We start from the raw sequence: 26,233 nt of genomic DNA, 5'->3' as shown, positions 1-26,233 counted from the left end.
CGGCGTCAGCCGTTGTAGGCCCAGACCGAAACCCAGTCGACCTGCAGGTGCCCGGAGCTGGTGCCGTTGCCGTTGGTCTCGGCCTGCAGTTGCCAGCGCATCGGGCCCGACGGCACCCAGGCGGTGGTGTCGAGGACGACGGTGTTGTCGAGCAGGTAGCGGATGCGGCCGGGACTCCATTCCATCGTGTAGGTGTGCCAGTTGGTGAACGTGGCCCCGATGTCGGTGGCGACGGCCTGACAGCTGACACACGACCCGAGACCGGAGTAGTGGTGATAGCCCTTGGCGGTGCCCGCGAGGGATCCCTCGGGGAAGTCGAACTCACCGCCGGCGGGCCATTGTTCGGACTGTGGCCAGAGCAGGAAGGCCACATAGTATTCGGAGAGTCCCGGACGGTCGACGCGCATTCGCACGGAATAGCGGCCGTAGGTCTGGTACTGGCTCGATCCGGTGATCAGCGGCGACGGATTCGCACCGGCGGGTTTTCCGTCGACCTGATGGAGAAAGAAATCGAGCATGCCGCCGTCAACCGAGAGCACCGCGTCGGGGCGATAGGGGCGTTTCTGGTAGGTGTCGAGATAGCATTGGGGATAGGTGCGCCATTTCTGGCCCTGCGCGCCGGTGTAGACGATCTTGTCGGGCTCACACGAATTGGCCCACGAGCCGAGTGCCGCGTTCTTGGTGAATTCGTCGGCGAAGATGTGGCGCCATCCGGGGAGGCTCGCCGTGGGGGCCGCCTGGCCGGAGGGACTGGTGACCGCTGCCGGGGTGGTCGGCGTGGTCGTGGGTGGCGTGGTCGTGGGTGGCGTGGTGGTGGCAGGAGTGGTTGTGGTCGGCGTGGTGGTGGGTGCAGCCGCGGCCGAGGTGAGTGTCCATCGTTGTGCCGTCGTCCCTGCGCAGGTCCGCAGCGAGACCGCGCCGTTTGCGGCGGTCAGACAGTAGTTGCCGTAGTTGGGTCGTAGCGAGTCGTTGGCGCCTTGACCCCAGACCTGGGACGGCGAGGTCGAGCAGGTCGCGATCTCGAGGTTGCGGCCGTTGGCGATGACCGCCCCGACCGGTTGCAGGCAGAGACCCTGCACACGGGCCCGGCCGTCGGCGCCAACCGTCCACCGCTGGTTGGCCCCGTCGTGGCATTGGTAGAGCAGTACCCGGTTGCCGGGGCGGGCCGCGGCATCGGAGTTGTCGAGGCATTGGCCGTTCAGCACGGATTTGACCGCGAATGTCGAATCAGCGGCCGATGCGGGTCCGTTGGCGAGCACCATTCCCGCAATGCCGAGAATGCTGCAGACAACAACGCACACCGCTTTTCGCACTGGTCCGCTCCTGATTCCTTGTTTCATACCTGATGATTATTTGGCATTGCTGCCGTGGGAATGATTGCATTTGGGAAAACAGTACGAAACCGACAGAATGCGCGAGCCGCCCCGGCGACGCGTGTGTCGTGCTGCCGGTGGGCCGAGGCGGTGTCGGCGAGAGCCCGTCGGACCCATGCCCTACCGTGGTGGCGTGACTGGGGCACGTCAGCCGCTCCGTGCGGGACAGATCATCGTCGGCGACACCGGGTATCGCTACCGGATCGACGGGCTCCTCGACGGCGGCGGCTTCGGCCACGTCTATCGCGCATCACGGCTGGCGTCGTCGAGCGATCGGGTGACGCGCAAGGTCTGCGTCAAGGTGTGTGCGAGCGCCGCGGACTGGCACGGTGAGGCGCACATGGGGCATCTGCTCGCCGGCCGGCGGGAGGTGGTCGCGCTGCTCGACGCCTTCGCCTTCGGTTCCGGTCCCGGACGCATGACGCGCTATGTCATCGTCACCGAGTGGGTGCGCGAGGGTACGGTCGGCGATCTCGTGGCCGACGGTGTGTGGGCGGGATGGCGTCCGGCACGGGTCCGTCGTGAGATCCGCGGCCTGCTCGGTCTGATCACCGTGATGCACGCGGCCGGCGTCACCCACCGCGACATCAAGCCCGACAACGTCTTCCTGCGCGACGGCCGGCTCGCTCTCGGAGATTTCGGGATCGCCAAACATGCACTGACACCGCGGCATTCACCGCTGGACGCCTACACACCGGCATACATGCCCGCCGATGTCGACGACTACCGTCACTGGGCGACGTGGTTCGACATCTATCAGCTCGGCCTGCTCACCTGCACCCTGTTGACCGGGGCGGACTGGACCAACGACGACGTCTCCCGCATCCGCGACCTCGACGCGCCCGAGGATCTCAAGTGCTGGATCTGGCACGCGACCGCGGCCAAGGGCACCCGCTACGTCGACGGCACGCAGGCCCTGCGCGCACTGACGGATCTGCACAAGGTCGACATGAGTCCCGCGCGGGGACCGGCACGGCTGGCCGGGCACCGCGTGGTGATCACCGGCCGGTTCAGTACCGGCACCCAGCAGGAGCTGACCACGTTGATCGAGGAATCCGGGGCGGCCGTGCAGTCGATGGTCGGCGACGACACCACCGTGCTCGTGCGCGCCCATCAGATCGACGGCGGCCTCGGGGCACACGAGGGCCGCAAGTTGTTCGCCGCACGGGAACGCAAACGGCGCGGCCAGGCACTGCACGTGATCGACGAGGACCGGCTGTGCCGGCTGATCGGGCTCACCCCCGTCTGAGCCCCCGTCTGTCTCCTCCTGCCTGTGTCCTGTAACGCGCAACGGTGTAGGGCCGATCACACCGGCACCGAACTGTGTCGGGTCGGGCTGAACGATGGGTCGCGCTGAACAACGGGTGACGCGATGGCGACGGGCATTCGACATCGTGGTGCCGGCAGGACGGTTGGCCCTGGGTCCTACGAATGGGGGGATCCTCGTGCGCGATGCGGCACTCGGTGGTGGGGAACCGTAACCTCGCAACCAGGTCTCGATGCAATCAGGGTCACGATGCAGTCCGGGTCATGATGCAGCCAGATCACGATGCGGCCGGGCGTCGAGCAGCCGGATCGTCGAGCGCCGGCCGGACGAGGGTTTTCACCCGGATGAGAGGTGTGCCATGGGTGCAGACGACATGCGTGCAGACGACATGCGCGGGAACGTCGACTTCGACACGGCCGTCAGCGATGCCTGGGCCCGATACCGTCACCTGCTCGCCGCACTTCTGGCCGACCTCGACGACGGAGCGACACTCGTCGTCGAACAGAACCTCGAGATCCCCGAGGGATCGCACGGCGTGCTGAACTTCTGCGCCCACGAGGACCGCATCGTGTGCACGATCGTCGAGGGTGACCTGCATCCACATCCCGACGTGCTGCGCGAGAACATCGCCGATCTCGAACTCCTCGGCTGGGATCGCGACGACGGTGACGGATCGTTGACCTCCGAGGCCGATCGAGCCCAGGTCGACGCTCTCGCCGCGCTGGCCGCCACCACCCTGATCGAGATCTGGGGAGTCGGACATCCGGCCTTCCTGACCGGGGACGCGCCGGCCCGTCACGAGCCGGCGCTCGAGGTGATCGCCCTGCCCGCACGGCACAGTGACCTACGGGCGATGGTGCTCGAGGCGCTCGAGACCATGTCGGGGCATCCGGTGGTGGTCGACGACGACGGCGACATCCCGTTGCCGACCGGTGAGGTGAAGTCGTGGCTGCGAATCCTGCCCACGCGCCCGACACTGGAGTTCTTCGGCACCGTCGTCGAGCACGTCACGGATCGGCCTGCGGCCTACCGCTTCGTGGCGACCGAGACGCTGCCCTACACCGGGATCAAGCTCGTCGTGCACGACACCTGCATCGTCGCCGTGCTGACGGTGGAGGCCACCGCGTTCTCCCGGCACAACGTCGCGGCCGGTATCGGCCAGTGGTTACAGTTCGTCGAGGAGGTGCGCCCGGAGATCGTCGCGGCGCTCACCCACGACGCCTGCGGGCCGGATCTCTGAGGCCGTCCCGACCTACCGCGCCCACTGCAGGGTGTCGGCCCACTTGAGTGCCGCGGTCTCGGAGTAGGCGCCGAGTCCGTGCTGGTCGTTGTAGGTCTGGTAATCGATCTCGGCGCCGTTGGCGCGGGCACGGTCGACCCATGCCGAGGTCAGTGGAGCCGGCGCGACCACGTCGAGCGTGCCCTGCTGGATGAGCATCGGAGCGCGGTAGCCGGTGTCGGGGACGGCGGAGAGCTCGTGCACCACGCCGATCAGCGGCCCCTCGGCCAGTGGTTTGGTCACCATCTGGCCGACGTTGTACTGCCGCGTCGACGGACTGAACTCCGGATAGCACTGTGTCGCAGCATCTTCGACGAGTTTCTTACCCAGCGACGTGAGGTAGGAGTCGACGTCGACGTCGGGGCGCGCGGCCTTCACACCGGCAAGCACGTAGGACACGTACGTCACGTAGTCGGGAATCGCGACGGGCGGGACGCCGGGCGCGACGACCTTCAGTAGCTGAGAGGTGTCGACGGGCACCGAGCTGGCGGCCACACCCACGTTGTGGAGTTCGGGTGCGTAGGTGGGTGCGAGATGTCCGGCCCAGACGGCGCTCTGGCCGCCCTGGGAACCACCGGAGGTGAGATAGTCGGTGCCGGCTCGGGTGTCGGTGTACTGCGCGACGACGGTCCGCGCGGCGCGTACCGAGTCGATCACGTTCTTGCCCTGCATCTCTCCGTCGGCGTAGGGGTGTACGCCCGGTCCGCCGACGCCCGCGTATTCGGTGGCGGTGATGACGTAGCCGTCGTCGAGCCAGGGGCCCATCCAGTCGCGCCAGCGTTCCTTGCCGTCGACGCGGACGCCCATCCGGTCGGTGACCGTGCAGCCGTCGCCGAGTCCGGCGGTACCGTGCGCCCAGGCGAAGATGCGGTAGTCGCCGCCGTGCGAGTTCTTCTCGGGGATCGAGACGGTGGCGCGGACCGGGATCAGCGTGCCCTGCGCGTTCTCCGACAGGTAGGTCATCGCGATCACCTGGCGGGCGCCGGTCATGCGGGCGTCCTTCTCGTCGGTGATGTCGGTGGAACTGAGCACCGTGCCCGCGCCGGCCTTGGACGTGAGACTCGGCGTCGCCTGTGCAGTTGGTGACCCGGGCAGAGGCGACCACAACAGGCCGACCACCCCGATCAGTAGTGCACCCAGCACCAGTCCTCGTCGACGCACTGCAGCGGTCCCCTCTCCCTCATCGGCTGCGGGCTGCGGCCCCGCAGCACACCGGACTTCCCCAATGTCGGTTAGGTTAACCTAAGCGGCCGAGGGTCCGGTCGGGCGGGATCGTCGAGGGCAGGTTGTTGCAGATGAGAGCGCTTCCCCGGCCGGTCGGGGGTGACTGCGCCCCCTCGATCCGGCACCCTGGGTGCTGTGCCGGACGACCTGCTGATCGCGCGTAACCCCGAGGAGGGCACATCGCTGCCCTACCTCGTGCGACTGCCCTTGGGCGCCGACGGGATCGTGTTGAAGACCCGGGAGACGTGGCCGCGCACCACCAAGGTGTATTGCCAGCGGGTCGCCGAGTGGCCGGAGGACCCCGAGATCGTCGAATGCCTGGCGGTGCGTTCGATCAGCCGTCGCGGCGCGGCCATCGATCTGGTGCTCGAACGCGGACGGGAGAACCGCTCGCAGTTCGTGCTCACCCGCGCCCGCGGACGCGAGATGGTGTTCTGGCAGTCGCGACGCACCGCCAAACAGGCCCGACCGAACGTGACGGTTCCCAAGGCGCGAGCGCACGGTCGCGTGGTCGACATCGTCGTCGACACCCGAGAACGCTACGGCTACAAGTTCTCTGCGCAACAGGCGCAGACCAGCAAGCGGGGCCTACCGGTCGGCGACTACGCGGTCTTCGACGGCGACGACCTGGTGGCCACCGCCGAACGCAAGAGCATCGAGGACCTCGCGTCGAGCCTGTTGTCGGGAAAGATGACCTACCTGCTGGCCGATCTCGCCGCACAGCCGCGCGGGGCGGTCATCGTCGACTCCGGGTACTCGAAACTGTTCAAACTCGACCACGCCCCGGCCTCCTCGGTGGCCGACGCCGTCGCCGAGGCGCAGGCCCGGTTCCCGACGGTGCCGATCGTGTTCTGCGAGACACGCGCACTCGCACAGGAATGGCTGTACCGCTGGTTCGGCGCCTGCCTGGCCGAGTGGGATCTCGACCGGGCGGGAAAGAGTTCGCCGACGCAGCTCAGCGGTGGGGATGCGGGTGCGCCGGCGTCGATCGAATGAATCCCGGTCGGACATTTGCCGCAAACCGGTTCGATTGATCGCCGCGCGCCGCGCACGCGGCTAGATTGGCCACAGATCCTCGCCGCTTCTTTCATCCCGAAGTGGCCGCAAACCGTTGCTGCGCAACCGTCATCGCGTAGATTGACTGCCAGCCACGATGGCCCGACGCCGCGCGGCTCGCATGATCGAGGGGGACATGGTGAACACTCCGAATCCGCCCTACGGGCAGCCCGGCCCGTACGGGCAACAGCAGCCGGGCCAACCCCGGTACGGCCAGCCCCAGCACGGGCAGCCGCCCGGCCCGGGTCAACCGTCGTACGGCCAACAGCCCCACTACGGGCAAACCCCGTACGGGCAACCCGGCCCGGGATACGGCGCTCCCCCGGCAGGCTCACCCCGGTACGGTGCTCCCCCATCTGCTCCGCCCCAGCCACCCCACTACAGTCGGCCACCGGCGCCACAGCCCCCGAATCCTGCCCCACTGCAGAAGAATCCGGCTCCGGGTGCCTATCATCCGGGCGGTGGGCAGGGCGCGCCGCCGGTGCAAGCGGGTCAGCAGCAGGGTGTCGCCATCGACGCGAAGTTCTTCCCGTTGATGTGGTTGCTGTTCTTCATCAAGCCGAAGATCGTCGTCGACGGCCACGAGCTTCCCGGCACGTGGGGCCGCAACGAGATCCCGCTGCCGCCGGGACAGCATCACGTACACGTCCACGTTCCGTACTTCCTGCCCCCGCGGATCGGGCCCGCCGATTTCCCGGTGCTCGTGCAGCCCGGACAGGGCGTCGAGCTGGAGTATCGCGCGCCGGTGTGGGCGTACTCCCGCGGTTCGCTCGGCCCTGCGCCACAGCAGTACAACGGCGTCGGTCTGGCGATCGCGATCTCGGTCATCCCGGTCGTGCTGATCGTGCTCATCGTCATCCTGAACGTGGCGATCGCCACGAGTTGATCGCGCCCGCAGACACACACGAACAACCCCGCCCGGCGTCCTCGGGCGGGGTTGTTCGTGTCGCGCACGGGTCAGCGCGCAGAGCGCTGTCTCACTGCCACACCCAGAGCCACCGACGCGAACGCGGGTCGTAGCGACGGACGCGGCGGCGACGCTGGACCGGGGCGGGGTTGTTGTTGCGACGGGGTTCGGCCATGATCGGCTCCTCTTTCGTTGACACTTCCGAGATCCGCTGTGTGCGTTTCTCTCTGACATGTTCCACGATGCACGGTCAGGCTTGACGCACGATGCCCGTCGCCTTGGGAGTTGCTGTTCTCGCGAAATGTGGCGTGGGTCACCGTGATCGGAGTGTCGGCGAGCCGACGCGCGGATCTTGACGACATCTTGGCGCCGGAATGCCTGTTGCTGAGCCATAGAGCCGGGTAAACCGAAGAGGTGAGCTTATTCGAGCTGCTGCCCTCTCTGAAAGGCGTTCTGGTGTCCCGATCTTTCGATCCCACGCTCTGGCCGGTCCCCATTCACTCGTCGGGGACGGATCTCTTCATCGGTGAGACCGACCTGCGCGCCGAATCACTGCGTCACACAACGGGATTCTTCATCGACGCGACGGGTGAGCCGCGCTGCCCGTCGACCGACGGGTGCGATGCAGCTCACCCGGTTCTGGTCACCAGGATCACTGCAGCGCACGTCGCGGGTGGACGCGCGGTGGTGCGTGTCGATGCAGCGTTGCCGCTGACCACGGCGATCGCCGACGTGGCGTTCGTCGGCGTCGGCCTGGCCGGAGCGACCATGGCCGACATCACCGTCGTCGACGCCGCTGGGCATCGGCGGACGGTGCATGCCGAGTTGCCGGCCGGCGTCATCGCCACCGGGACACTGGTGATCGCGTTGCGTCCGGTCCCCGACCGGGCAGCCGTCGTCGCCCGATAGCCGGCCGACCGGGACCGCCGTCAGACCGCCGAATCTGGGAACGCGATGACCGACAGGAAGCGGATCGGCAGTTCGATGAGGGCGACCGGCCCGTGCGGGGCCTCCCCGTCGAGCTGCATGGAATCGCCGGGCGCGAGGCGATACACGCTGCGCCCGTGCGCGTAGTCCATGACGCCGTCGAGCATGTAGAGGAACTCGGTGCCGGGGTGCTGGAACAGCGGCTGGGTGATCGAGTCCTCGTTGAGCGTCACGAGAAGGCATTCGAGACGTTTGTGCTCGCCGCGCAACGACCCGAGCAACTCATACTCGTGGCCCTCCTTGGACCCCGAGCGCACGATCCGCGAACCCTCCCCCGCCTTGACGTACACCGCCGATCGCTCGACGTCGGCGCCGCGGAACAGCGAGGTCACGGCGACGTCGAAGGCCGTCGCCAGCCGCGCGAGAGTGCTGAGACTGCACGAGGTCTGGGCGTTCTCGATCTTCGAGAGCATCGCCTTGGAGATGCCGACGCGTACCGCCATGTCGCCGACGGTCAGACCCTGCTGCTGACGCAGGCGCCGGACGTTGGCGGCGATCGCGGTCTCGAGCTCGAGTTCCTCGACGGACTGGTCGGTGGGCCGGTCACGGGCGATGCCGGACTGGTTACGGATCAGCGGTTCGTCACCGGCACCTGCCGTCTGTACCGCCACTGCCTGATCGATCCCGGTCGATTCGTCGGACTCCGCCACCGGCACAGCATATCGGGAGACGTCGTCCACTGTGGGGAACCGTGGCAGCTCGGCGATGAGTCCCGACCGCCGGTCCTCGGGCAGCTCGGAGATGCGGACCCCGCCGTTCAGGGCGCACATGCCGCGCCCCGCACGACAGGCCTCACCGCATCTCCCCCGCGCCCACGTAGGGGAAGCGGGTCTTGAGCAGGTCGCCCTCGGCGAACCGGGACAACCGGAAGTCCGACTCCGGGATACGCGGATCGTTGCTGCGACCGTCGACGACGAGGTCGGCGACGAGCCGTCCGACCGCCGGTGAGATCTTGAACCCGTGCCCGCTGAAGCCCGCGGCGATCACCAGTCCGTCGAGCGGACCGGTGGAGATGATCGGATTCCAGTCCGGGGTGACGTCGTAGCACCCGGCGTAGCTGCTGGTGATGGCCGCGTCGGTGAACTGCGGGAAGCGGGTGCCGACCTTGTCGACCGTCAGATCCAGGAACGACTCGTCGGCACGATTGAGGTAATTGTCGGGGTCGGCGATCTCCAGCTCGGCGAGATCGCTGTTACCGAACAAGATCTCACCGCGCACGTCGGGCCGCACGTACTGCAGCGAGACGAGGTCGGAGAACACCGGCACCTTGCCGAGGTCCATCCCGGGGTGGATCATCACGATCTGCTCGCGGTGGACCTCGATGGGGACCTCGATGCCGTGGGCGGCGAGGAACTGTCGGGTCCATGCGCCGGTCGCAACGACGACGGTTTCGGCCGAGATCGTCGATCCGTCAACCAGTCTCACGCCGGTGACGGCGTCGCCGTCGACGATGAGGCCGGCGACGGGCGTGCTCTGGCGAATGCGGATGCCACCGGCGCGCGCCGATGCGGCGAAGGCCTGCGCGGTCTGATACGCATCGCCGTACCCGCCGCGTTCCTCCCAGCCGAACGCCGCGAACGGCTCGAGATCGGCGGCCGGCCACATCGCGGCGACCTCATCGACACCGATCTCCTCGGTCTGTACGCCGACCTCACGTTGCGCGGCAAGGCTTTTGCGGAGATTACCCACATTGGCCTCGCCGACGCCGACGACGTAGCCGGTCTGACGGAACCCGATGTCGGTGCCGAAGATCTCCTCGGCCTTCTCGAACACCTCGAGCCCGACGGCCGCCATCGCCGCCAGCGAACTGACGCCGTAGTGGCAGCGGACGATGCCCGATGACTTGCCCGTCATGCCCGCGCCCACGGTATCGCGTTCGCAGACAACCACATCGGTGACGCCGCGTTGCGCCAGCGCCCACGCGGTGGCCGCGCCCTCCAGGCCGCCACCGATGATGACGATGGATGCGGTCTCGGTACTCACAACACCGCCCCTGCTCCGGGAATCCAGCTGGTGCCGGCCAGCGGGACGCGCGCCATCGCTGCGGCCTCGATCGAGATCGCCACCAGGTCTTCGGGTTCGAGGTGCTGCAGGTGTGCCTTGCCGCAGGCGCGGGCGATGGTCTGGGCTTCCATCGTCGTCACCCGCAGGAAGTTGGCCAGGCGCTTGCCGCCGACGATCGGATCGAACCGGGCGGACAGTTCGGGATCCTGGGTGCTGATGCCGGCCGGGTCGCGGCCGTCCTGGAAGTCGTCGTAGAAGCCGGCCGCCGAGCCGATCTTCTCGTACTCGTCGGCATACCGGGGATCGTTGTCGCCCAGGGCGATCAGCGCGGCGGTACCGATGGCGACGGCGTCGGCACCGAGCGCCATGGCCTTGGCCACGTCGGCACCGTTGCGAATCCCACCGGACACGATGAGCTGGACCTCGCGGTGCACGCCGAGCTCCTGAAGTGCTTGCACGGCTTGCGGAATCGCGGCGAGCGTCGGGATGCCGACGTGTTCGATGAACACTTCCTGGGTGGCCGCGGTGCCACCCTGCATGCCGTCGACGACCACCACGTCGGCACCGGAGTGCACGGCGAGCTTGACGTCGTAGTAGGTGCGAGTGGCGCCGACCTTGACGTAGATCGGCTTCTCCCAGTCGGTGATCTCGCGCAACTCGTTGATCTTGATGGCGAGGTCGTCGGGGCCGGTCCAGTCGGGGTGGCGGCAGGCGCTGCGCTGATCGATACCCTCCGGCAGGGTGCGCATGTGAGCGACCCGCTCGGAGATCTTCTGCCCCAGCAGCATTCCGCCGCCGCCGGGCTTGGCGCCCTGCCCGAGGACGATCTCGATGGCGTCGGCCTTGCGCAGGTCGTCGGGGTTCATGCCATAGCGCGACGGCAGGTACTGGTAGACCAGGTTCTTCGACTGGCCGCGCTCCTCCGGTGTCATTCCGCCATCGCCGGTGGTGGTGGAGGTACCGACCTCCGACGCACCGCGCCCGAGTGCCTCCTTGGCGCCGGCCGACAGCGCGCCGAAGCTCATGCCCGCGATGGTGACCGGGGTGTCGAGGTGCAAGGGATACTTAGCATTTCGGCTGCCGAGCACGACGTCGGTGTCGCAGCGCTCGCGGTAGCCCTCCAGGGGGTACCGCGACATCGACGCACCCAGGAAGAGCAGGTCGTCGAAATGCGGCAGCTTGCGCTTGGCGCCCCACCCACGGATGTCGTAGACGCCGGTGTCGGCGGCACGCTGGATGGCGGCGATGGTGGTGCGGTCGAAGGTCGCGGATTCGCGTAGACCGCGCTGTTCATTGCTGAGGTTCATGATGTCTCCGGGTGCGGCGCTGGGTCGTCGGACGAGGGGCCGAGCGGTGGGTTCGCCGGGGGTCAGTATGCCGACGTGTTGTCGACGTGGAAGTGGTAGAGCTCGCGGGCCGATCCGTATCGCGAGTACTCGGTCGGGTCGTCATCCTTGAAACCCGCGGCCTTGAGCAGGCCGGCGAGCTCGTCGAGGTGCTCGGCGCGCATGGGTTTCGCGATGCAGTCGGCGCCGAGGGAGGCAACCTCGCCGCGGACGTAGAGACGGGTCTCGTAGATCGAGTCACCCAGGCCTGCACCGGCGTTGCCGCGGATCACCATGCGGCCCGCCTGGGCCATGAAAGCGCTGTTGTGACCGACGTTTCCGCCGACGACGATGTCGATGCCCTTCATCGAGATCCCGCAGCGCGCGGCGGCGTCGCCCTCGATGACGAGCAGGCCGCCGTGTGCGGTGGCACCGGCCGACTGGGAGGCGTTGCCCTTGACGACGACGGTGCCGCTCATCATGTTCTCGGCGACACCGGTACCGGCGTTGCCGTTGATGGTGATCTCGGCCTGCTGGTTCATGCCGGCGGCGTAGTAGCCGACGTGACCGTTGACGGTGATCTTCACCGGTGCGTTGACCCCGGCGGCAACGCTGTGCGCGCCCGCCGGTGAGTTGATCTCGATCTCTCCGGTGATCTCGCCGTGCAGTGCCGAATTGACTTCGCGCAGCGAGGTTTCGGACAGATCGAAGACGGTGCGATCGGTGTTCAGCGGGTCCATGCGTAGACCACCTCCGGTTCTGGTTCCCAGATTCGTGCGTTCTCCACGCCCGGCAGGTGCGCCAGGGCTCGGTATTCACTGGCCATCGCCACCCAGTCGTCGGTCTCGGCGATCACGGCGGGCTTGCAGGCGATGGCGTCGCGGACCACCGCGAACGAGTCGCGGTTGGACACGACGAGGGTGTAGAAGCCGTCGAAGGTGGCACAGACCTCTTTGAGTGCGGTCTCGACGTCCTTGCCCTGCGCGAGCTGGTGGGCGACGAAGCGTGCGCCGACCTCGGTGTCGTTCTCGGAATCGAATTCGACTCCCTCCGCGCGCAATTCACGGCGGATGGTGGCGTGGTTGGAGAACGATCCGTTGTGCACCAGGCACTGCTCGGGTCCGACGGCGTACGGGTGCGCGCCGGCCGAGGTCACCGCGGACTCGGTCGCCATGCGCGTGTGCCCGACGCCCTGCCAGCCCTGTGCGGCGGCCAGGCCCCACTGGTCGGTCAGATCTCGCGGTGCACCAACACCTTTGAGTACGGTCAGGTCGCTACCGAATCCGGCGACCAGGGCGCCGGGGTAGGTGGCGCGGGCGGCACCGAGCAGCTCCTCGGCAGGTACGGGTGCCGACAGCACGAGGGTGGCGTCGACGTACTGGGCGGCGACCGCACTGCCGAGCGCCTCGGTAACGGCGGCCTGCGCGTCGTCGGCGTCGACGTCGATCTCGAGCAGGGAGACGCAGGCGTGGTCGGCGGGCACCCAGCTGGGGTTGCCGTAGACGGCGATGCCGGCCGAATCGGCGCCGCGGTCCTGCATTTCGCCGAGCATGCCGGTGAGCAGTTCCCCGAGGCGGGGATACAGATCGGGGTTGCGTAGATGCAACCCGACGATTCCGCACATGGTGTGGGCCTTTCGTGGTTCAGGGGGTGGACGGATCAGGGATGTGACGGGAATCTGTGGTCAGAAAGCGGTGAGATACTGATCGACCTCCCACGGGGAGACGGCCGAATGCCAGGCGAAGAACTCCTCGCGCTTGAGCTTGCTGAAGTAGTCCGAGACCGACTGCTTGTCGGCGGGCCACTCCTCGGTCATCGCGGCATCGAGGGTGCCGGCCACGACCGGGTCGGCCTCGAGCGCGTCGACCGCGTGCAGCAGCGTCAGCGGCAGGGTGCCGACGTGCTCGGGGCAGGTACCCAGCGCACCCGGGTCGAGGCTGCGCTTGATGCCGTCGAGGCCGGCGCCGAGGGCGGCGGCGATCGCGAGGTACGGGTTGGCCGATCCGTCGCCGCCGCGCAGCTCGACGCGCTGGTCGTCGGGGATGCGGATGTAGTGGGTGCGGTCGTTGCCGCCATAGGTGGGCACGCGCGGTGCCCAGGAGGCGCCCGAGCGGGTGGCGGTGGCGCCGGTCCGCTTGTAGGAGTTGACCGTCGGAGCCATCACCGACTGCAGCGCGCAGGCGTGCTCGAGGACGCCCGCGACGAATCCGTACGCGGTCGGCGAGATGCCGAGCCCGCGGTCGTCACCGAACTCGGTCGGGAAAACCGGCTGGCCGTTGGAAGTCAACGAAAGGTGCAGGTGCAGGCCACTTCCGGTGCGCTCGGCGAACGGCTTGGGCATGAAGGTGGCGACCATGCCGCGTTCGGCGGCGATCGTGGAAAGCAGATAGCGCAGGGTGATGACGCGGTCGGCGGTGGTGAGCGCGTCGGAGTAGGCGAAGTTCTGCTCGAACTGGCCGTTGCCGTCCTCGTGGTCGTTGGCGTAGTTGCTCCAGCCCAGCTGATTCATCGCAGCGGACACCGCGGTGAGGTGCTCATACATACGGGTGAGGCCGCGGACGTCGTAGCAGGGCTGATCGGAGTCATCGGCGTCGTCGGCGGTCACGAGCGAACCGTCGGCGGCGCGCTTGAGCAGGAAGTACTCGACCTCTGCGCCCACCCACGGCTCGAAGCCCGCGTCCTCGGCCTGCGCGATGAGAGCCCGCAGGATGTTGCGTGGGGCGAACGGCCACGGCTTGCCCTCCACATGCGGGTCGCAATGCACGATCGCCAGCCCTTCCTTGATGAAGGGGATCGGCAGGAACGACGAGGTGTCGGGGATCGCCATCAGATCGGGGTCGCGGGGCTCCTGCCCGATTGCACCGACCGCGTAACCGGCGAAACCCACACCGTTGGTGGCGAGTTCGTCGACAGCCTCGACGGGGACGAGCTTGGCGCAGGGCTTGCCACGCAAGTCGACGAACATGGCGAGGATGAACTTGGTCCCCGACTTCGCGCAGAGTTCGGCGAGATCGTTGGTGGTGTCAGTCATGGCAGTGCTCCGGTGGTTGTGTTGGCTCTAGTATGTCCACTCCGATGAACTTTTGTCTACCTGTAGTAGACCCTCGTTGTGTTGCGATTACGTTTCGGGGCTGTGAGGTGCAGGTATCGGGTTGGGTGGGGCGGTCGTCGGTGGTCGAGGTATGCCCACCGGTGGCCGCACTGCCTACTCCTGCGCCACCCCACCCGATGGTCGAGGTGTACTCACCGGCGGCCGCACCACCTACTCTTGCGCCACCCCACCCGATGGTCGAGGTGTGACGAGCCCCCTGGGGCGAGGAGCCTCGAGACCCCCGCAGGCGACGCTGGAACCCGAAACCAGCACCGGTGCAGGGGGTCTCGAGGCTCGGCGCCTGGGGCGCCGAGCACCTCGACCATCGATCAAAAAGGGGCCCGGCCATCGAAAGAAGCGCTCGGCGATCGATCAAGAAGGGGGACCGACCATCGATCAAGAAGGGGGCCCGGCCATCGAAAGAAGCGCTCGACCATCGATCAAAAAGGGGCCCGGCCATCGAAAGAAGCGCTCGGCGATCGATCACTAGGGGCTCGACCATCGGGGGAAGCGGCCCGAAATGGCACCGGGGGCGCACCACGATGTGGTGCGCCCCCGGTGTCGTGCACAGCGATCAAGTGCGAACGGGCTGAGCGGTCTCGGAGAGTCCGTGCTCGACGCTCTGGGTGGCCAGTGCGGGCGACATACCCGAGAGGCCGCCGTGACCGACGCCGGCCGCCGGGATCTCGTAGGCGGTTTCCGCGTGGATCGAGGAGTCGAGCCCCTGGGTCTCGGTCTCGGCGTCGACGCGCAGGCCGATCGTCTTGTCGAGAGCCTTGGCGATCAGCCACGTCATCACGAACGAGAAGGTGCAGGTGATGACGATGCCGGCGAGTTCGCGCCACAGGATGTCGATCGGGCCACCGAAGAGCAGACCGGTCACACCGGCCGGGGCACTGCCCGCGGCGAACAGCACGACGCACAGGGTGCCGACGATGCCGCCGATGCCGTGGACGATGAAGGCGTCGAGACTGTCGTCGACCTTGAACTTGGGCTTGAAGCTCAGGAAGAACGCGACAACGCCCGCGGCGAGGATGCCGACCATCAGGGCTCCGATCGGCGTCATGGTGTTGGCCGACGGGGTGATGCCGACGAGTCCGGCGATCGCGCCGGTGATCGAACCCAGCGCGGTGACGTGACCTTCACGCCACTTCTCGATCGCCCAGAACCCGAGCATCCCGGCGCCGCCGGCGAGAAGGGTGTTGAGGACGACGAACTGGGTGACGAAATTGGCTCCGCCGGCACAACTTCCGTTGAATCCGAACCAGCCGAACCAGAGGATGCCGCCTCCGAGGAGCACGATCGGTACGTTGTGCGGGCGCTCGGCACGGCGACGCCGGGCGCCGAGGACCAGTGCCAGGGCGAGTGCGGCCACACCGGAGTTCATGTGCACCGCGGTACCACCGGCGAAGTCGTGGATGTGGATCTTGTTGAGCAGGAAGCCTCCTGCGCCCTCGTCGGAATCGGCAGCGAACACCCAGTGCGCGACCGGGAAGTACACCAGGGTGAGCCAGATCGGAACGAACACCAGCCACGCGCTGAACTTCATCCGACCGGCCGCGCCGCTGGCCACGATCGCCACGGTGATCGCGGCGAACAGGATGAACCACGCCGCGATGTAGAGCACCTGAATACCGCCGGACTGATCGTCGGTGAGGTGCTCACCGAGCCCGAGGTAGTGCGCGGGATTACCGATGATCCCCCAGCCGTGCACCGACGGCCCCGACACCAGGCCATAACCGTAGAGAACATAGATGACACAGGTGATTCCGAGGGTGGCGAACACCATCGACATCATGTTGAGGACGTTGCGTCCGCCCAGCATGCCCCCGTAGTACAGACCCAGGCCGGGGATCATGAGTACCAGAAAGGCGAATGCGGCCAGCATCCATGACAGATCCGCTTGTGCGGCAACTACTTCCATGACAGTCCTTGGTAGAGAGGGATAGTGAGGGTGAAGAGGCGGTCAGTGCCCGCGGAGGTAGGCGACGACGTTGTCGCGGTAGTCGAGGAAGCCCTTGTATGCGGCGATACGCTCGTCGAGGGTTTCGATGACGGTGGCCAACTGCTCGGCCCACGCCGGGATGCGCCGGACCTCGTCGAGCGAGGCCATGAACGTGCGGATATTGAACGTCACCGCACCGGAGGTCGGCAACCGGACGAAGTGCTCGAGTTCGATCCGAAGCCGCGCGCGACCGTAGTCGCCGTCGGCGATCATCGTCGGTATGTCGCGACCCCACTCGGGGAGTTGTTCGAGGCTGACGTCGAGCTTGTGCGAATCCGATGCGGACAGCGTCCAGTTGACCCGCCGATAGACCGCGTCGGCGGGAAGCCCGCGCAGGAACTGTTCGGCGCGCGCAACGATCCCGTCACGGATCAAACCCGGTACCGGAGCGTGGATTTCATACATGTCCATGCCGACGTCGAAGGCCACCGACCAGGCGGCGGCGAACGTGACGATCCCGGCGTCGAAGTAGAGCCGGCCGTCACGTTCGACGACGAGGAGCAGGTCGTCGGGAACCTCGCGCGCGAGGAACTCCAGTGGATGGCACGGCAGACTGTCGAGGTCGCCGAGAACGAATTCGGCGTCGGTGCCGAGTAACTCGTTGCGCCAGTGGAACCGCCGGTCGGCGCCTTCGGTGAGATGCATTACGGTGGGGTACGCCAGTGCCAGATCGCGCAGGTAGTACAACAGCAGATCCCAACAGGCGACGTCCATGCCGGGCATGATCCGCACACGCGACGGATCCTCGTCGAGGATGCGCCGCCGCTCGCGCATGTAGTCGAGATACTCGGCACCACCGAGGTCGACGAGGTGACGGCCCCACTCCCCGCCCCGGGTGCGCCGCGGGACGCGTGCAGGCTCGACGTTGACGGTGTAGGAGAACTCGGAAGCGTCGTCGGGAAACGGCCACGGGATGTTGGCGCAGTGATCGACGGGTTGCGAAAGATATTCGCGGGCAGCGGGAGTCAGCGAGTGTGTGTTCAGCTGATCAGGGACCGGCGCAGTGGTGGTCGGTGCGGTCAGGGGCGGGGTGAGGGTCACAGGTCCACCTCGATCTCAGGGCTGTCGGGGAGGGCGCGCGAGACACAGCACATCATCGCGGTGTTCGCGGATTTTTCCTCGTCGTCGAGGACGAAGTCACGGTGCAGCACGGCACCAGCTCGCACCGGGATGCGGCATTCGCCGCACACTCCTTGCCGGCACAGGTTGGGCACCGCGACGCCGTGGTCGAGCAGGCGCTCGAGCAGTGAGACCCCGGAGGGGACGTCGAGGCGCTCGCCGGTGGAGGCGAGCCGGACCGAGAACGGGTCGCCCGGGTCTTGTTCGGGTGCGGCGAATCGCTCGAGATGGACACGCGCCGCCGTCCAACCGGCGTCGGCGGCCAGCTGGGTGTAGGTGTCGACAAGCGCCGCGGGCCCGCAGGCATAGGCGTGGGTACCCAACGGTTGCACAGCCATTCGCGATCGGATGGTGGCGATGGTCTCCTCCACCCCGCAGGCCTCATGGACGGTGATGCCGTCGTGGGACGCCACCGCACGCAGGTCGTCGAGGTGCGCGCCGTGCCCTGGCCGATAGGAGTAGATGACCTCGGCAGTCACCCGAGAATCGCGCGCCAGCGCCCGGACATGAGAGAGGATGGGAGTGATCCCGATGCCCCCGGCGATCAGCAGCGCGTGCCGCTGGTCGAGGACGGGCGCGAACATCGAACGTGGGCCTTCGATCTCGACCGTCGATCCCTCGGCGACGTTCTCGTGCAACCACTCCGACCCGCCACCCTCGCCGCGTCGCAGGACCGAGATGCCGTAGCTGGTCGGCCACAGACCATCGTCGACGAGGGAATAGGCGTTGCGCACAGCACTTCCGGGCGCGCCTATCGTGACGATGAGGTGACTGCCCGGCTGATACGGCACCAGTGACGGACCGGCATCGTCGGCCGGCACGAACCGGAAGTGGGTGACCGACTCGGTGAGTGCGCGTTTCTCGACGACGCGCATCAGTCGGGGTCCGGTCCGATAGCCCGGGTGCAGATGCGTGCCCGCCGCCGATGCGTCGGTGTTGTCGACCCCGTTCACAGCAGCTCGGGTCACCACAGCTCCGGTCATGACAGCTCCCCGGCATCGGCGGCGGAGGCGAGAAAGCTCCCGCGGGTGGCCGAATGATGTTCGTGGATCTCGATTCTCATCGAACATCCCGGGCATTGCACGATCTCGCCGGGGCGAGCGAGGATGCGGTTGGTGGTGTGGCAGTGTGCGCAGTAGACCGGCAGATCGTCGGTGGAGGTGACATGGGCGGACAGTTCCTCGGCGATCGCTCCGGCCGCTCGTGCGACGGCGAGTGCGGTCATCACATCGAACTGACCGCCGGTGATCATCACCCTGGTGCCGGTGACGGATTCGCCGAGTGCGCGCCGCAGTGTCGCGACGTCGTCGGCGTCGGTGAGGGTGTCGAGGACCAACAGTCGGGTGGCCCCGGATTCGCTGGCTTTGGCGACCCAGGCGCGCGCGGTCTGTGCGGCCGACGGATCGCCGCCGATCGATACGATGAGGAAGGCGGCGGCCTCGACGTTCACCTCGGGTGGGGTGGCCGGCCACCGCGGCAGTCCGGGGTGCGGCTCTAGATTCGGTGGCGTGGGCGCGGCGTCGCGCAGCCATTGGGCGGCGCGGTCCCTGTACTTGATGATGCCCTTGTAGTCGGCCATGTCTGCAGGCAGTTCGACGAGCACGTCGGCGGCGCGCCGACGCCAGGGCTCGACGCCGGCGAGTTGTTCCAGCGGGAGCATGTAGGTGCGGATGAGGAACATCAGCGCACCCGAGTCGGGCAGCCGGATGAGGTGCTGGACCTCGACCCGAAGGTGCACCAGGGCGCCGAATTCGGTGTCGTCGACGTGCGCGATCGTCTCGCGGTCGGGACCCCATTCGGGGTAGATCTCGGTGGAGACGTCGAGTCGGCGGCCGATGGTCAGCGTCCAGTTGGTCCGACGGTAGGGCTGATGTGGCTGAAGGCGTTTGAGGAATTCATGGGCCCGGGTGATGACGCCCATCTTCTTCACACGCGGGACCGGCCCGTGGATCTCCAGGAAGCTCATGCCGACGTCGAATCCGAAGCTCCAGTCGGCGGCAAAGGTGATGACACCGGCGTCGACGAAGAGTTGTTCGTCGCGCTGATCGAGCAAGGCCACATCCTCTTGGACCTGAGAGGTGATGTAGCGCAACGGTTCCTCACCCAGCGTGGCCGCGTCGCCATAGCGGAAATCGACCTCGATGTCGAGCAGGTCGTTGCGCCACTGCCAGGTGTCGGGGCCGGTGGCGGTCAGGTGCATGTGGTCGGGGTAGGCGATGGCGAGCTCGCGCATCAGGGTGAGCATCGCATCCCAGGCGGCCGGCGCCATGTGCGGCAGGACGGCATGGCGGGATGGATCGGACGCGAGAACCGCAGCGCGAGCGTCAAGTTCGTGGTGGTATTCGGCGTCGATGTCGACGACGGCGGCTCCCCATTGGCCGGCCGCGGTCACCGTGGGGGTGCCCGCCGGCTCGACATTGGTGCTGTAGCGGTAGCGGTCCTCGGGGAAGGGGAACGGGAATCCGGTGACGAGGTCACCGGCGGCGTCCGGGGCCGGGGCAGGTGGCAGATCGATGGTCACAGTGGTATCTCCAGGGTGCATCCGTCGGCGGCGCGGGAAACGCAGGGCATCACTGCATCTCCCGCGTTCTTCTCCTCGGCACTGAGGTAGAGGTCTCGGTGGATCGGGGTGCCTGCGGTGACGGGGATGCGGCATTCGCCGCACACACCCTGACGGCACCGGTTGGGTACGGCCACGCCGGCCGCTTCGATCGCCTCGAGCATGCTGGTGCCCGACGGGACATCGAGTGTGGTCTCGCTGCCGGTCAGGTGCACCCGGAAGGGATCACCGGCATCGAGGGCGTCGATCCCGAAGCGCTCGAAGTGGATTCGTGACTCCGGCCAGCCTGCGGTCTTCGCGGAGTCGACGACGTGGTCGATGAGCCCGCCGGGTCCGCACACGTACAAATGGGTTCCCAGCGGTTGCGTGGTCAGGACCTCGGCCAGCCGCGCCACGAAATCGGCTCGCACGGTGTAGAGCTCGGCCCGGCCGTCGGTGAGAGTGGTGACCTCGTCGACGTGCGCGGCATTCTCCGGCCGAAAGGTGTAGAGCACCTGGGTGTCACGGTGCCAGCGACGGGCCGCCCGCAGGTGCGAGAGGATCGGCGTGACACCGATACCACCGGCGATCAGCAGGTGTTTGGTGGCGCGAGCAATCGGCGCAAAGTCGCTGCGCGGCAACCATACCCGTATCTCGTCACCCACTTGGAGCCGGCTGTGCATCCAGCGTGAACCGCCCGCGCCGTCGGCGACGCGCAGGACCGAGATCGAATACTCGGTGGGCGCGGTGCCGTCGGACACGAGACTGTAGGCGTTGGTGTGCGGGCCGGCCTGCACCACCAGATGACTACCCGGGACGAAACCGGGTAGCGGCGCACCATCGGCGAGGGTGATGGTGCGGATGTCGCGGCCGCTCTTCACGATCGAGGTGACGCGCAACGTCATCGTGCCGTCCTCGGTGACAGAACGGGCGGGCCGACCGGTCGTGAGGGTCATGCGTTGTCCTCTCGATTCGGGGTCTCGGCGTCGGCCATGAACCCGAGGAAGGCGCCACGCCTGCGGGAGACGTGGTAGTACACGAGAAGTCCACGGCCGCAACCGGTGCAGTCGACGATGTCGTCGATATCGGCAAGCGCCGTGGTGACCGTCCGACAGTGTGAGCAGAACACGTCGATTGGGCCGGCACCGACGGGCTCGACCACGAGTTCGTCGTCCTCGATCCCGGCGGTGACCGCCGCCGCTCGGACCGTCAGGCAGGCACCGACCGGTCCGGCGATGTGCACGCGTACCCCGACCGTCGCGGAGGCGAGCGCATCGCGCAGGGCGTCGGTGGCCTCGGCGGGCGTTTCGACGCAGATCAGTGTGCTCGGCCGGCCCGTCGGCAGGGTGGCGACCCGCCCGGTGGCCCACGCGTGCGCGGGCTCACCGATGCCGACGACGAGGTATGAAGTGCCGTCGGGGGTGGGGTCGGCGGTCGGCGGGGTGACGCCACCGACCCCGGCGGGACGCGCCCACTCCGGGATGCTGCTGAACGGGATCTGGGCTGCGGTCTCCGCCGAGATCTCAGAGGTGGTCATGGCAGAACTGGTCCGTTCTGTATGTCGGGGCGATTCAGAGCAGGGTGGAGTCGCGATGCCCGGCGTAGAAGGCAAGTGCGTAGCTCGGGGTGCTGAAGTAGATCTTGGAGCCCTTCGGGAAGAAGATCGCGTCCTTGGCCTTGGCCACCGTCTTCTGTCCGGTCTCCTTGTTCTCCAGCAGGAACTCGCCCTCGAGGACGACCTTCATCTCGTCGTAGGCGTACTCGTAGTACAGCGGCTCGTCGGTGTGGCGAAGCTCGAAGTAGCCCGAGCACATCTCGCTGCCGTCGGGGTTTTCATAGACGTCACCGATGAAGCCCTCGGTTCCGGGATACTCGGACTCGGGCATCTTCGGGAGGTTCTCCCAGGCTCCGCTGGTAACCCGGAACTCGAGTGCGTTGCTGGTTTCGACGGTCATGTCCACTCTTTCTGTTCGGTCGGCTCTCCAGGGATTTGGATCACCGTAGGAAACTTGTTGCCTGTGATTAGACTCTCGGACTGTTTCGAGAGTGTGACGACTGTGTTGAATGACATGCAACATGTCCAGCGGTGGGAAATTCGGGGGCTTCAACCCGTCACCTCGACGCCTGCGAACACGCGGAGTGTCGCGACGCGCCCGATTCCCCGACCCAGCCTTTTCCCAGATTTGTCGCCTAGCCTCGGGCACATGAGTGTCCTGGCAACGACGCCTCCCGGCGACGTGACGCCGCGACGAGAGGTTCGTCGGCCGACGGGCCTCGGCGCGGCGGTTGTCACCGCTGTCGTCGCTCTACTGCTCGCGGCAGCGGTCTATGGCGTCGCGGTCCGGACGTCATGGGGTCAGCTCGTCGACCAGTACGTCCTCGATGCGGCGCGGCGCGCCTCCGCCGTCGCCCATGTGCCCCACATCCTCACCGTGCAGGCGGTCACCGATCCGCGAATCTGGGTGATCGCTGCGATGCTCGCCGTCGGCGGGTCGGTGATCCCGGCGGTGACCGGTCGTACCCCGGTGGGCGTCGCACTCGTCAAAACGACTGCGCTGCTGGTATTTCCGGTGATCATCGTGGTGCTCACCCGCTACTTACGCGATGGTGTACTCGTCCGCCCACAGTTGCATTCCTGGATCGCCGAGACTTCCAATTCGGCGCCGTCGGGTCATGCCGCAGCGGTCACATCGTGCGTGGTGGTGTTGATCGCCGCGTCGCCGAAGTGGCTGCGCCCGATCGTCGTCGCCCTCGGTGCGACGTGGGCGTCGGTGATCGAATTCGGCCTGATCGCTGACGGCTGGCACCGACCCAGTGATGTGGTGATCTCGGTGCTCATCGTCATCGGCCTCGGCGCGCTGCTGCCCGATCCATGGGCGGACTCACCGACCCCCCGGGGTTCGTTCCTGATGCGCAGCCTCGCGTTTCTCGTCATCGTCATCGCCACACCGCTGATCGTCGGCACGTCCTATGGCGACCCGCGACAGATCGCGACGGCGGTCGGTGTCGCCGTGGTCATGGGCATCGCGCTGGGTGGGTATCGCCCCTGTGCGTATCACTCGCGGCTGGGCTGATTGCGGGTCGACGTCTCCGTCGCGTTGGGCGTGAACCGCCGAAGTTGCCATTGACTACTGTCACGGTTGGTGCTGTCATGGACTCATGACCGTGGCACCCCTCACATCCACCGTCGACTCGGGTCCCGACGAGGTCTCGGCCCGTCTCCTCGAATCCGCGGCACGCCTGTCCCGCAACGCCATGACCGAGATCGATTGGGACGCCCCGATGGATCCGACGAAGTACGGGTGCAGCCCCGAATGGTCCACGCTCTACGGCACTCCGTACTGGGAGGAGATGACCGAGGAGCAACGGATCACGCTGACCCGGCACGAATTCGCGTCGATCATGTGCATCGGGATCTGGTTCGAGATGATGCTGCAGGGCGTGGTCATCCGCGACCAGTACCTCGCCGACTATCACCGCCCCGAATTCCAGTTCGCGCTCACCGAGATCGCCGACGAGTGCCGCCACTCCATCATGTTCGCCAAGGCCAGCGAGAAGATGGTCGGCACGTCGTACAAGCCGCATCCGCGGCTCGGGCGCTTCGGCAAATTCTTCATGGCCACGGTCAAGGACGAGGTGGCCTACGCGGGCATCCTCGTCGCCGAGGAGATCCTCGACGTGTTCCAGCGCGGCTGTATGCGTGACGAGCGGGTGCTGCCGTTCATCCGCACCGTCAACGAAATCCACGTCCTCGAGGAATCACGACACATGAAGTTCGCCCGCGAGGAAGTGCGGAAGTCGGTGCGCGACATCGGCTTCATCAAGCGACAGTGGAGCGCCTTCTACCTCGCGACCGCCGCCTCGTACATCTTCACCAGCCTCGTACGCCCGCAGGCCTACATCGACGCCGGACTCGATCACCACCGGGCCATCGGCGAGATGCGGCGCAACCATCACTTCCAGTCGATGGTGCGCACCGGGTGCGCACATCTCATGGAGTTCCTCGACGACGTGGGACTGCTCACCCCCGCCGCCGCCCGCGTGTACCGCAAGGTGCACATGCTCTGAGTGGTGATGGGGTTGGGATCGTCTGCGGCTCAGGGCGTCTCGAGGCGACGATCGGTCGAAGATCACCGGCCGACGTCAACACTCCAGCGGGCGGGCGCGACCACCCGTCGGTGATGGAACGCGAAACGGCGGGAGATACCAATATAACTTCCACCGATCCGGAGCGACACGCCGTGAAATCTCGGTCGGCGGCCCGCTCACGTGGAATCTGTATTCGCATCCCACGTGAGGGCCGGCTACGCGGGCTGGACGGGCGCCTGTTTGAGTTCACGAAGCGCGCGGTACGCACACCTCGGCATCTGAGTGACCGTGGGATTGGGACCGCTTGTGGCTCAGGGGGTCTCGAGGCTCCTCGCCCCAGGGGGCTCGCCGCACCTCGACCATCGGTCGAAGAAGACTCAGCGTGGCAAACCAGACCAACGATCAAAGAACACCCGCGGGGGGCGGGCGCGACCACCGGTTGAAGAAGAACCCAGCGAGGACGGACCCGACCACCGGTCTGCAAGCTAGCCGGCGGGCGGTCCGATCGACGATCAAAGATCTCAGCCAGCGGGGGCGGACCGACCAACGGTTGACGAAGAGACACAGCGAGGCAAAGCCGACCAACGACCGGCGAAACCCCGACCCGCGGGAGATACGAATACAACTTCCACGGATCCGGGGCGACACGCCGTGAAATCTCGGTCGGCGGCCCACTCACGTGGAAGCTGTATTCGTATTCCGCGGAAACGACGGCTACGCGGGCTGGACGGGCGCCTTCTTCAGTTCGCGTAGTGCCGTGCGCAGGCCACGGCGTTTCCCGGTGTCCGGGTCGACGCCGAAGTGGTTCGACATACCGCCACGGATGGCGAACCGCAGTTCCGACGCGGTCTCCGGGGCGTCATCGGAGGTCGCCTTCAAGAGCGCATTGGGTAGGGCCAGCTTGAGGATCGTGCGGAACGACTGCGCGTACTGATTCAGGATGCTGCCGGTGGTGTAGGGCAGGTCGTACTTGTCGCACAGTTCGCGGACGCGGACGCCGATCTCCTCGTACCGGTTGCTGGGCAGGTCCGGGAACAGGTGGTGCTCGATCTGGTGACTGAGATTGCCGCTCATGAAACGCATGATCGGTCCGGCCCGGAAGTTGGCCGATCCCAGCATCTGTCGCAGATACCAGCGTGGCTGGTCCTCTTCCTCGTACTCGGCGACGGTGAACTTCTCGGCGCCGTCGGGGAAGTGACCGCAGAAGATCACCATGTAGGACCAGTAGTTGCGGATGAAGTTGGCGGTCAGGTTCGCGGTGATCGTGGTGCGCCAGTTGGGACCCGAGAGCGCCGGGAAGATGAGGTAGTCCTTGGCGGCCTGCTTGCCGACCTTGCGCCCGATGATCTGCAGGTCTTTTGCCGCCTGCCGGTAGGTCTTCTCCTTCTTGCGCAGCTTCTCGGTCTCGAGATGGTGCAGCGCCACACCGTATTCGAAGAACGTGCCGAGCGTCAGGTTGTAGATCGGGTTACCGACGTTCCACCATTCCCACGGCTGGTCACGGGTGACGCGCAGGATGCCGTAGCCCACGTCGTCGTCCATCCCGACGATGTTGGTGTACTTGTGGTGCACGAAGTTGTGCGAGTGCTTCCACTGCACGCTCGGACAGGTGGTGTCCCACTCCCACGACGACGAATGGACCTCGGGATCGTTCATCCAATCCCACTGGCCGTGCATCACGTTGTGGCCGAGTTCCATGTTCTCGATGATCTTGGCCGCGCCGAGCAGGCCGGCGCCGAGCAACCACGCGGGCTTGCGATTGCTGAACAGCAGTACTGCCCGCCCACCGGCGGCCAGTGCGCGCTGAAAGGTGATGGTGCGCTTGATGTATCGCGCGTCATCCGCTCCGCGCGATTCCTCGATGTCGCGACGGATGGCGTCGAGTTCGGCGCCGAGTGCCTCGACGTCGGCTTCGGTCAGATGGGCATAGGTGTCGATGTCGGTGATCGCCATGAGCATCGTCCTCCC

General features: G+C 66.8%; 23 protein-coding genes. 7 read left to right on the top strand and 16 right to left on the bottom strand.

What is annotated here, in order from left to right:
* Positions 1-5: 5 nt before the first annotated feature.
* Positions 6-1,313, bottom strand: a complete 1,308-nt coding sequence (locus tag J6U32_RS02840; RefSeq protein ID WP_208793464.1) for a ricin-type beta-trefoil lectin domain protein — start codon at positions 1,311-1,313, stop codon at positions 6-8.
* 193 nt (positions 1,314-1,506) lie between these two features.
* Between J6U32_RS02840 and J6U32_RS02835 the strand changes: the two genes are divergently transcribed.
* Positions 1,507-2,622, top strand: a complete 1,116-nt coding sequence (locus tag J6U32_RS02835) for a protein kinase domain-containing protein (protein WP_244332525.1) — start codon at positions 1,507-1,509, stop codon at positions 2,620-2,622.
* Positions 2,623-2,998: 376 nt separating this feature from the next.
* Positions 2,999-3,880 (top strand): TY-Chap domain-containing protein, encoded by an 882-nt coding sequence (locus J6U32_RS02830; RefSeq protein ID WP_208793462.1) that lies wholly within the window; start codon positions 2,999-3,001, stop codon positions 3,878-3,880.
* Positions 3,881-3,892: 12 nt separating this feature from the next.
* Here J6U32_RS02830 and J6U32_RS02825 read toward each other — a convergent pair whose 3' ends face one another.
* The gene (locus J6U32_RS02825) at positions 3,893-5,080 is read right to left on the bottom strand and encodes a lipase family protein (protein WP_432276978.1); all 1,188 of its coding nucleotides are present in this window, start codon (positions 5,078-5,080) and stop codon (positions 3,893-3,895) included.
* Between the two features lie 198 nt (positions 5,081-5,278).
* On the opposite strand from J6U32_RS02825, the gene J6U32_RS02820 reads away from it, so the two are divergent.
* From J6U32_RS02820 to J6U32_RS02810, 3 genes are all read left to right on the top strand, one after another.
* Entirely contained in the window at positions 5,279-6,139 is an 861-nt protein-coding gene (locus J6U32_RS02820; protein ID WP_208793461.1) for an ERCC4 domain-containing protein, read from the top strand.
* Between the two features lie 196 nt (positions 6,140-6,335).
* A complete protein-coding gene (locus J6U32_RS27625) occupies positions 6,336-7,085 on the top strand; it encodes a hypothetical protein (protein ID WP_280118971.1) in 750 nt (249 codons plus the stop codon).
* A gap of 435 nt (positions 7,086-7,520) precedes the next feature.
* Complete coding sequence (locus J6U32_RS02810; RefSeq protein WP_208793460.1) at positions 7,521-8,015, top strand: hypothetical protein; 495 nt, start codon at positions 7,521-7,523, stop codon at positions 8,013-8,015.
* A 20-nt stretch (positions 8,016-8,035) separates the two neighbouring features.
* Here the strand turns inward: J6U32_RS02810 and J6U32_RS02805 are convergent, their stop codons facing one another.
* The 13 genes from J6U32_RS02805 to J6U32_RS02745 all read right to left on the bottom strand — a co-directional run bounded on the left by J6U32_RS02805 (position 8,036) and on the right by J6U32_RS02745 (position 22,131).
* Complete coding sequence (locus J6U32_RS02805; protein WP_244332523.1) at positions 8,036-8,863, bottom strand: helix-turn-helix domain-containing protein; 828 nt, start codon at positions 8,861-8,863, stop codon at positions 8,036-8,038.
* A gap of 22 nt (positions 8,864-8,885) precedes the next feature.
* Positions 8,886-10,076 carry an NAD(P)/FAD-dependent oxidoreductase gene (locus tag J6U32_RS02800; protein WP_208793459.1) on the bottom strand — a complete coding sequence of 397 codons (1,191 nt, stop codon included), beginning with the start codon at positions 10,074-10,076 and terminating at the stop codon, positions 8,886-8,888.
* The gene (locus tag J6U32_RS02795) at positions 10,073-11,404 is read right to left on the bottom strand and encodes an FMN-binding glutamate synthase family protein (protein WP_014358171.1); all 1,332 of its coding nucleotides are present in this window, start codon (positions 11,402-11,404) and stop codon (positions 10,073-10,075) included. The genes J6U32_RS02800 and J6U32_RS02795 overlap by 4 nt, the downstream gene beginning before the upstream one ends.
* A 62-nt stretch (positions 11,405-11,466) precedes the next feature.
* Positions 11,467-12,162 carry a protein glxC gene (locus tag J6U32_RS02790; protein WP_006368887.1) on the bottom strand — a complete coding sequence of 232 codons (696 nt, stop codon included), beginning with the start codon at positions 12,160-12,162 and terminating at the stop codon, positions 11,467-11,469.
* Positions 12,150-13,046, bottom strand: a complete 897-nt coding sequence (locus J6U32_RS02785) for a glutamine amidotransferase (RefSeq protein ID WP_208793458.1) — start codon at positions 13,044-13,046, stop codon at positions 12,150-12,152. The genes J6U32_RS02790 and J6U32_RS02785 overlap by 13 nt, the downstream gene beginning before the upstream one ends.
* Positions 13,047-13,106: 60 nt before the next feature.
* Positions 13,107-14,453, bottom strand: a complete 1,347-nt coding sequence (glnT, locus tag J6U32_RS02780) for a type III glutamate--ammonia ligase (protein WP_208793457.1) — start codon at positions 14,451-14,453, stop codon at positions 13,107-13,109.
* A 634-nt stretch (positions 14,454-15,087) separates the two neighbouring features.
* Entirely contained in the window at positions 15,088-16,437 is a 1,350-nt protein-coding gene (locus J6U32_RS02775) for an ammonium transporter (protein WP_208793456.1), read from the bottom strand.
* A 42-nt stretch (positions 16,438-16,479) separates the two neighbouring features.
* Positions 16,480-17,502: a heme-dependent oxidative N-demethylase family protein gene (locus tag J6U32_RS02770; protein ID WP_208795924.1), complete on the bottom strand. Its 1,023-nt coding sequence runs from the start codon at positions 17,500-17,502 to the stop codon at positions 16,480-16,482.
* A 53-nt stretch (positions 17,503-17,555) separates the two neighbouring features.
* Positions 17,556-18,620 (bottom strand): PDR/VanB family oxidoreductase, encoded by a 1,065-nt coding sequence (locus J6U32_RS02765; RefSeq protein WP_208793455.1) that lies wholly within the window; start codon positions 18,618-18,620, stop codon positions 17,556-17,558.
* Entirely contained in the window at positions 18,617-20,158 is a 1,542-nt protein-coding gene (locus J6U32_RS02760) for a heme-dependent oxidative N-demethylase family protein (RefSeq protein WP_208793454.1), read from the bottom strand. Before J6U32_RS02760 ends, J6U32_RS02765 begins: the two co-directional genes overlap by 4 nt.
* Positions 20,155-21,132, bottom strand: a complete 978-nt coding sequence (locus J6U32_RS02755; RefSeq protein ID WP_208793453.1) for a PDR/VanB family oxidoreductase — start codon at positions 21,130-21,132, stop codon at positions 20,155-20,157. Before J6U32_RS02755 ends, J6U32_RS02760 begins: the two co-directional genes overlap by 4 nt.
* Complete coding sequence (locus J6U32_RS02750; protein ID WP_208793452.1) at positions 21,129-21,713, bottom strand: dimethylamine monooxygenase subunit DmmA family protein; 585 nt, start codon at positions 21,711-21,713, stop codon at positions 21,129-21,131. Before J6U32_RS02750 ends, J6U32_RS02755 begins: the two co-directional genes overlap by 4 nt.
* Positions 21,714-21,747: 34 nt before the next feature.
* A complete protein-coding gene (locus tag J6U32_RS02745) occupies positions 21,748-22,131 on the bottom strand; it encodes a cupin domain-containing protein (RefSeq protein ID WP_208793451.1) in 384 nt (127 codons plus the stop codon).
* 249 nt (positions 22,132-22,380) lie between these two features.
* Between J6U32_RS02745 and J6U32_RS02740 the strand changes: the two genes are divergently transcribed.
* Positions 22,381-23,250, top strand: coding sequence for a phosphatase PAP2 family protein (locus J6U32_RS02740; RefSeq protein ID WP_208793450.1), 870 nt, complete (start codon positions 22,381-22,383; stop codon positions 23,248-23,250).
* 85 nt (positions 23,251-23,335) lie between these two features.
* Positions 23,336-24,244, top strand: coding sequence for an AurF N-oxygenase family protein (locus J6U32_RS02735; protein ID WP_208793449.1), 909 nt, complete (start codon positions 23,336-23,338; stop codon positions 24,242-24,244).
* A gap of 735 nt (positions 24,245-24,979) precedes the next feature.
* Here J6U32_RS02735 and J6U32_RS02730 read toward each other — a convergent pair.
* Positions 24,980-26,218: a fatty acid desaturase family protein gene (locus tag J6U32_RS02730; RefSeq protein WP_208793448.1), complete on the bottom strand. Its 1,239-nt coding sequence runs from the start codon at positions 26,216-26,218 to the stop codon at positions 24,980-24,982.
* Positions 26,219-26,233: the final 15 nt, after the last annotated feature.

It is taken from the genome of Gordonia polyisoprenivorans (genome assembly GCF_017654315.1).
Lineage (GTDB): Bacteria > Actinomycetota > Actinomycetes > Mycobacteriales > Mycobacteriaceae > Gordonia > Gordonia polyisoprenivorans_A.
This window is presented reverse-complemented; position numbering and strand designations above follow the sequence as displayed.

Bases quoted from the DNA above. Each gene is read 5' to 3' on its own strand.
- J6U32_RS02830 (WP_208793462.1), top strand. From the start codon at position 2,999: ATGGGTGCAGACGACATGCGTGCAGACGACATGCGCGGGAACGTCGAC.
- J6U32_RS02745 (WP_208793451.1), bottom strand. From the start codon at position 22,131: ATGACCGTCGAAACCAGCAACGCACTCGAGTTCCGGGTTACCAGCGGA.
- J6U32_RS02785 (WP_208793458.1), bottom strand. From the start codon at position 13,046: ATGTGCGGAATCGTCGGGTTGCATCTACGCAACCCCGATCTGTATCCC.
- glnT (WP_208793457.1), bottom strand. From the start codon at position 14,453: ATGACTGACACCACCAACGATCTCGCCGAACTCTGCGCGAAGTCGGGG.
- J6U32_RS27625 (WP_280118971.1), top strand. From the start codon at position 6,336: ATGGTGAACACTCCGAATCCGCCCTACGGGCAGCCCGGCCCGTACGGG.
- J6U32_RS02765 (WP_208793455.1), bottom strand. From the start codon at position 18,620: ATGACCGGAGCTGTGGTGACCCGAGCTGCTGTGAACGGGGTCGACAAC.
- J6U32_RS02750 (WP_208793452.1), bottom strand. From the start codon at position 21,713: ATGACCACCTCTGAGATCTCGGCGGAGACCGCAGCCCAGATCCCGTTC.
- J6U32_RS02795 (WP_014358171.1), bottom strand. From the start codon at position 11,404: ATGAACCTCAGCAATGAACAGCGCGGTCTACGCGAATCCGCGACCTTC.
- J6U32_RS02805 (WP_244332523.1), bottom strand. From the start codon at position 8,863: ATGTGCGCCCTGAACGGCGGGGTCCGCATCTCCGAGCTGCCCGAGGAC.
- J6U32_RS02730 (WP_208793448.1), bottom strand. From the start codon at position 26,218: ATGGCGATCACCGACATCGACACCTATGCCCATCTGACCGAAGCCGAC.
- J6U32_RS02775 (WP_208793456.1), bottom strand. From the start codon at position 16,437: ATGGAAGTAGTTGCCGCACAAGCGGATCTGTCATGGATGCTGGCCGCA.
- J6U32_RS02735 (WP_208793449.1), top strand. From the start codon at position 23,336: ATGACCGTGGCACCCCTCACATCCACCGTCGACTCGGGTCCCGACGAG.
- J6U32_RS02790 (WP_006368887.1), bottom strand. From the start codon at position 12,162: ATGGACCCGCTGAACACCGATCGCACCGTCTTCGATCTGTCCGAAACC.
- J6U32_RS02755 (WP_208793453.1), bottom strand. From the start codon at position 21,132: ATGACCCTCACGACCGGTCGGCCCGCCCGTTCTGTCACCGAGGACGGC.
- J6U32_RS02740 (WP_208793450.1), top strand. From the start codon at position 22,381: ATGAGTGTCCTGGCAACGACGCCTCCCGGCGACGTGACGCCGCGACGA.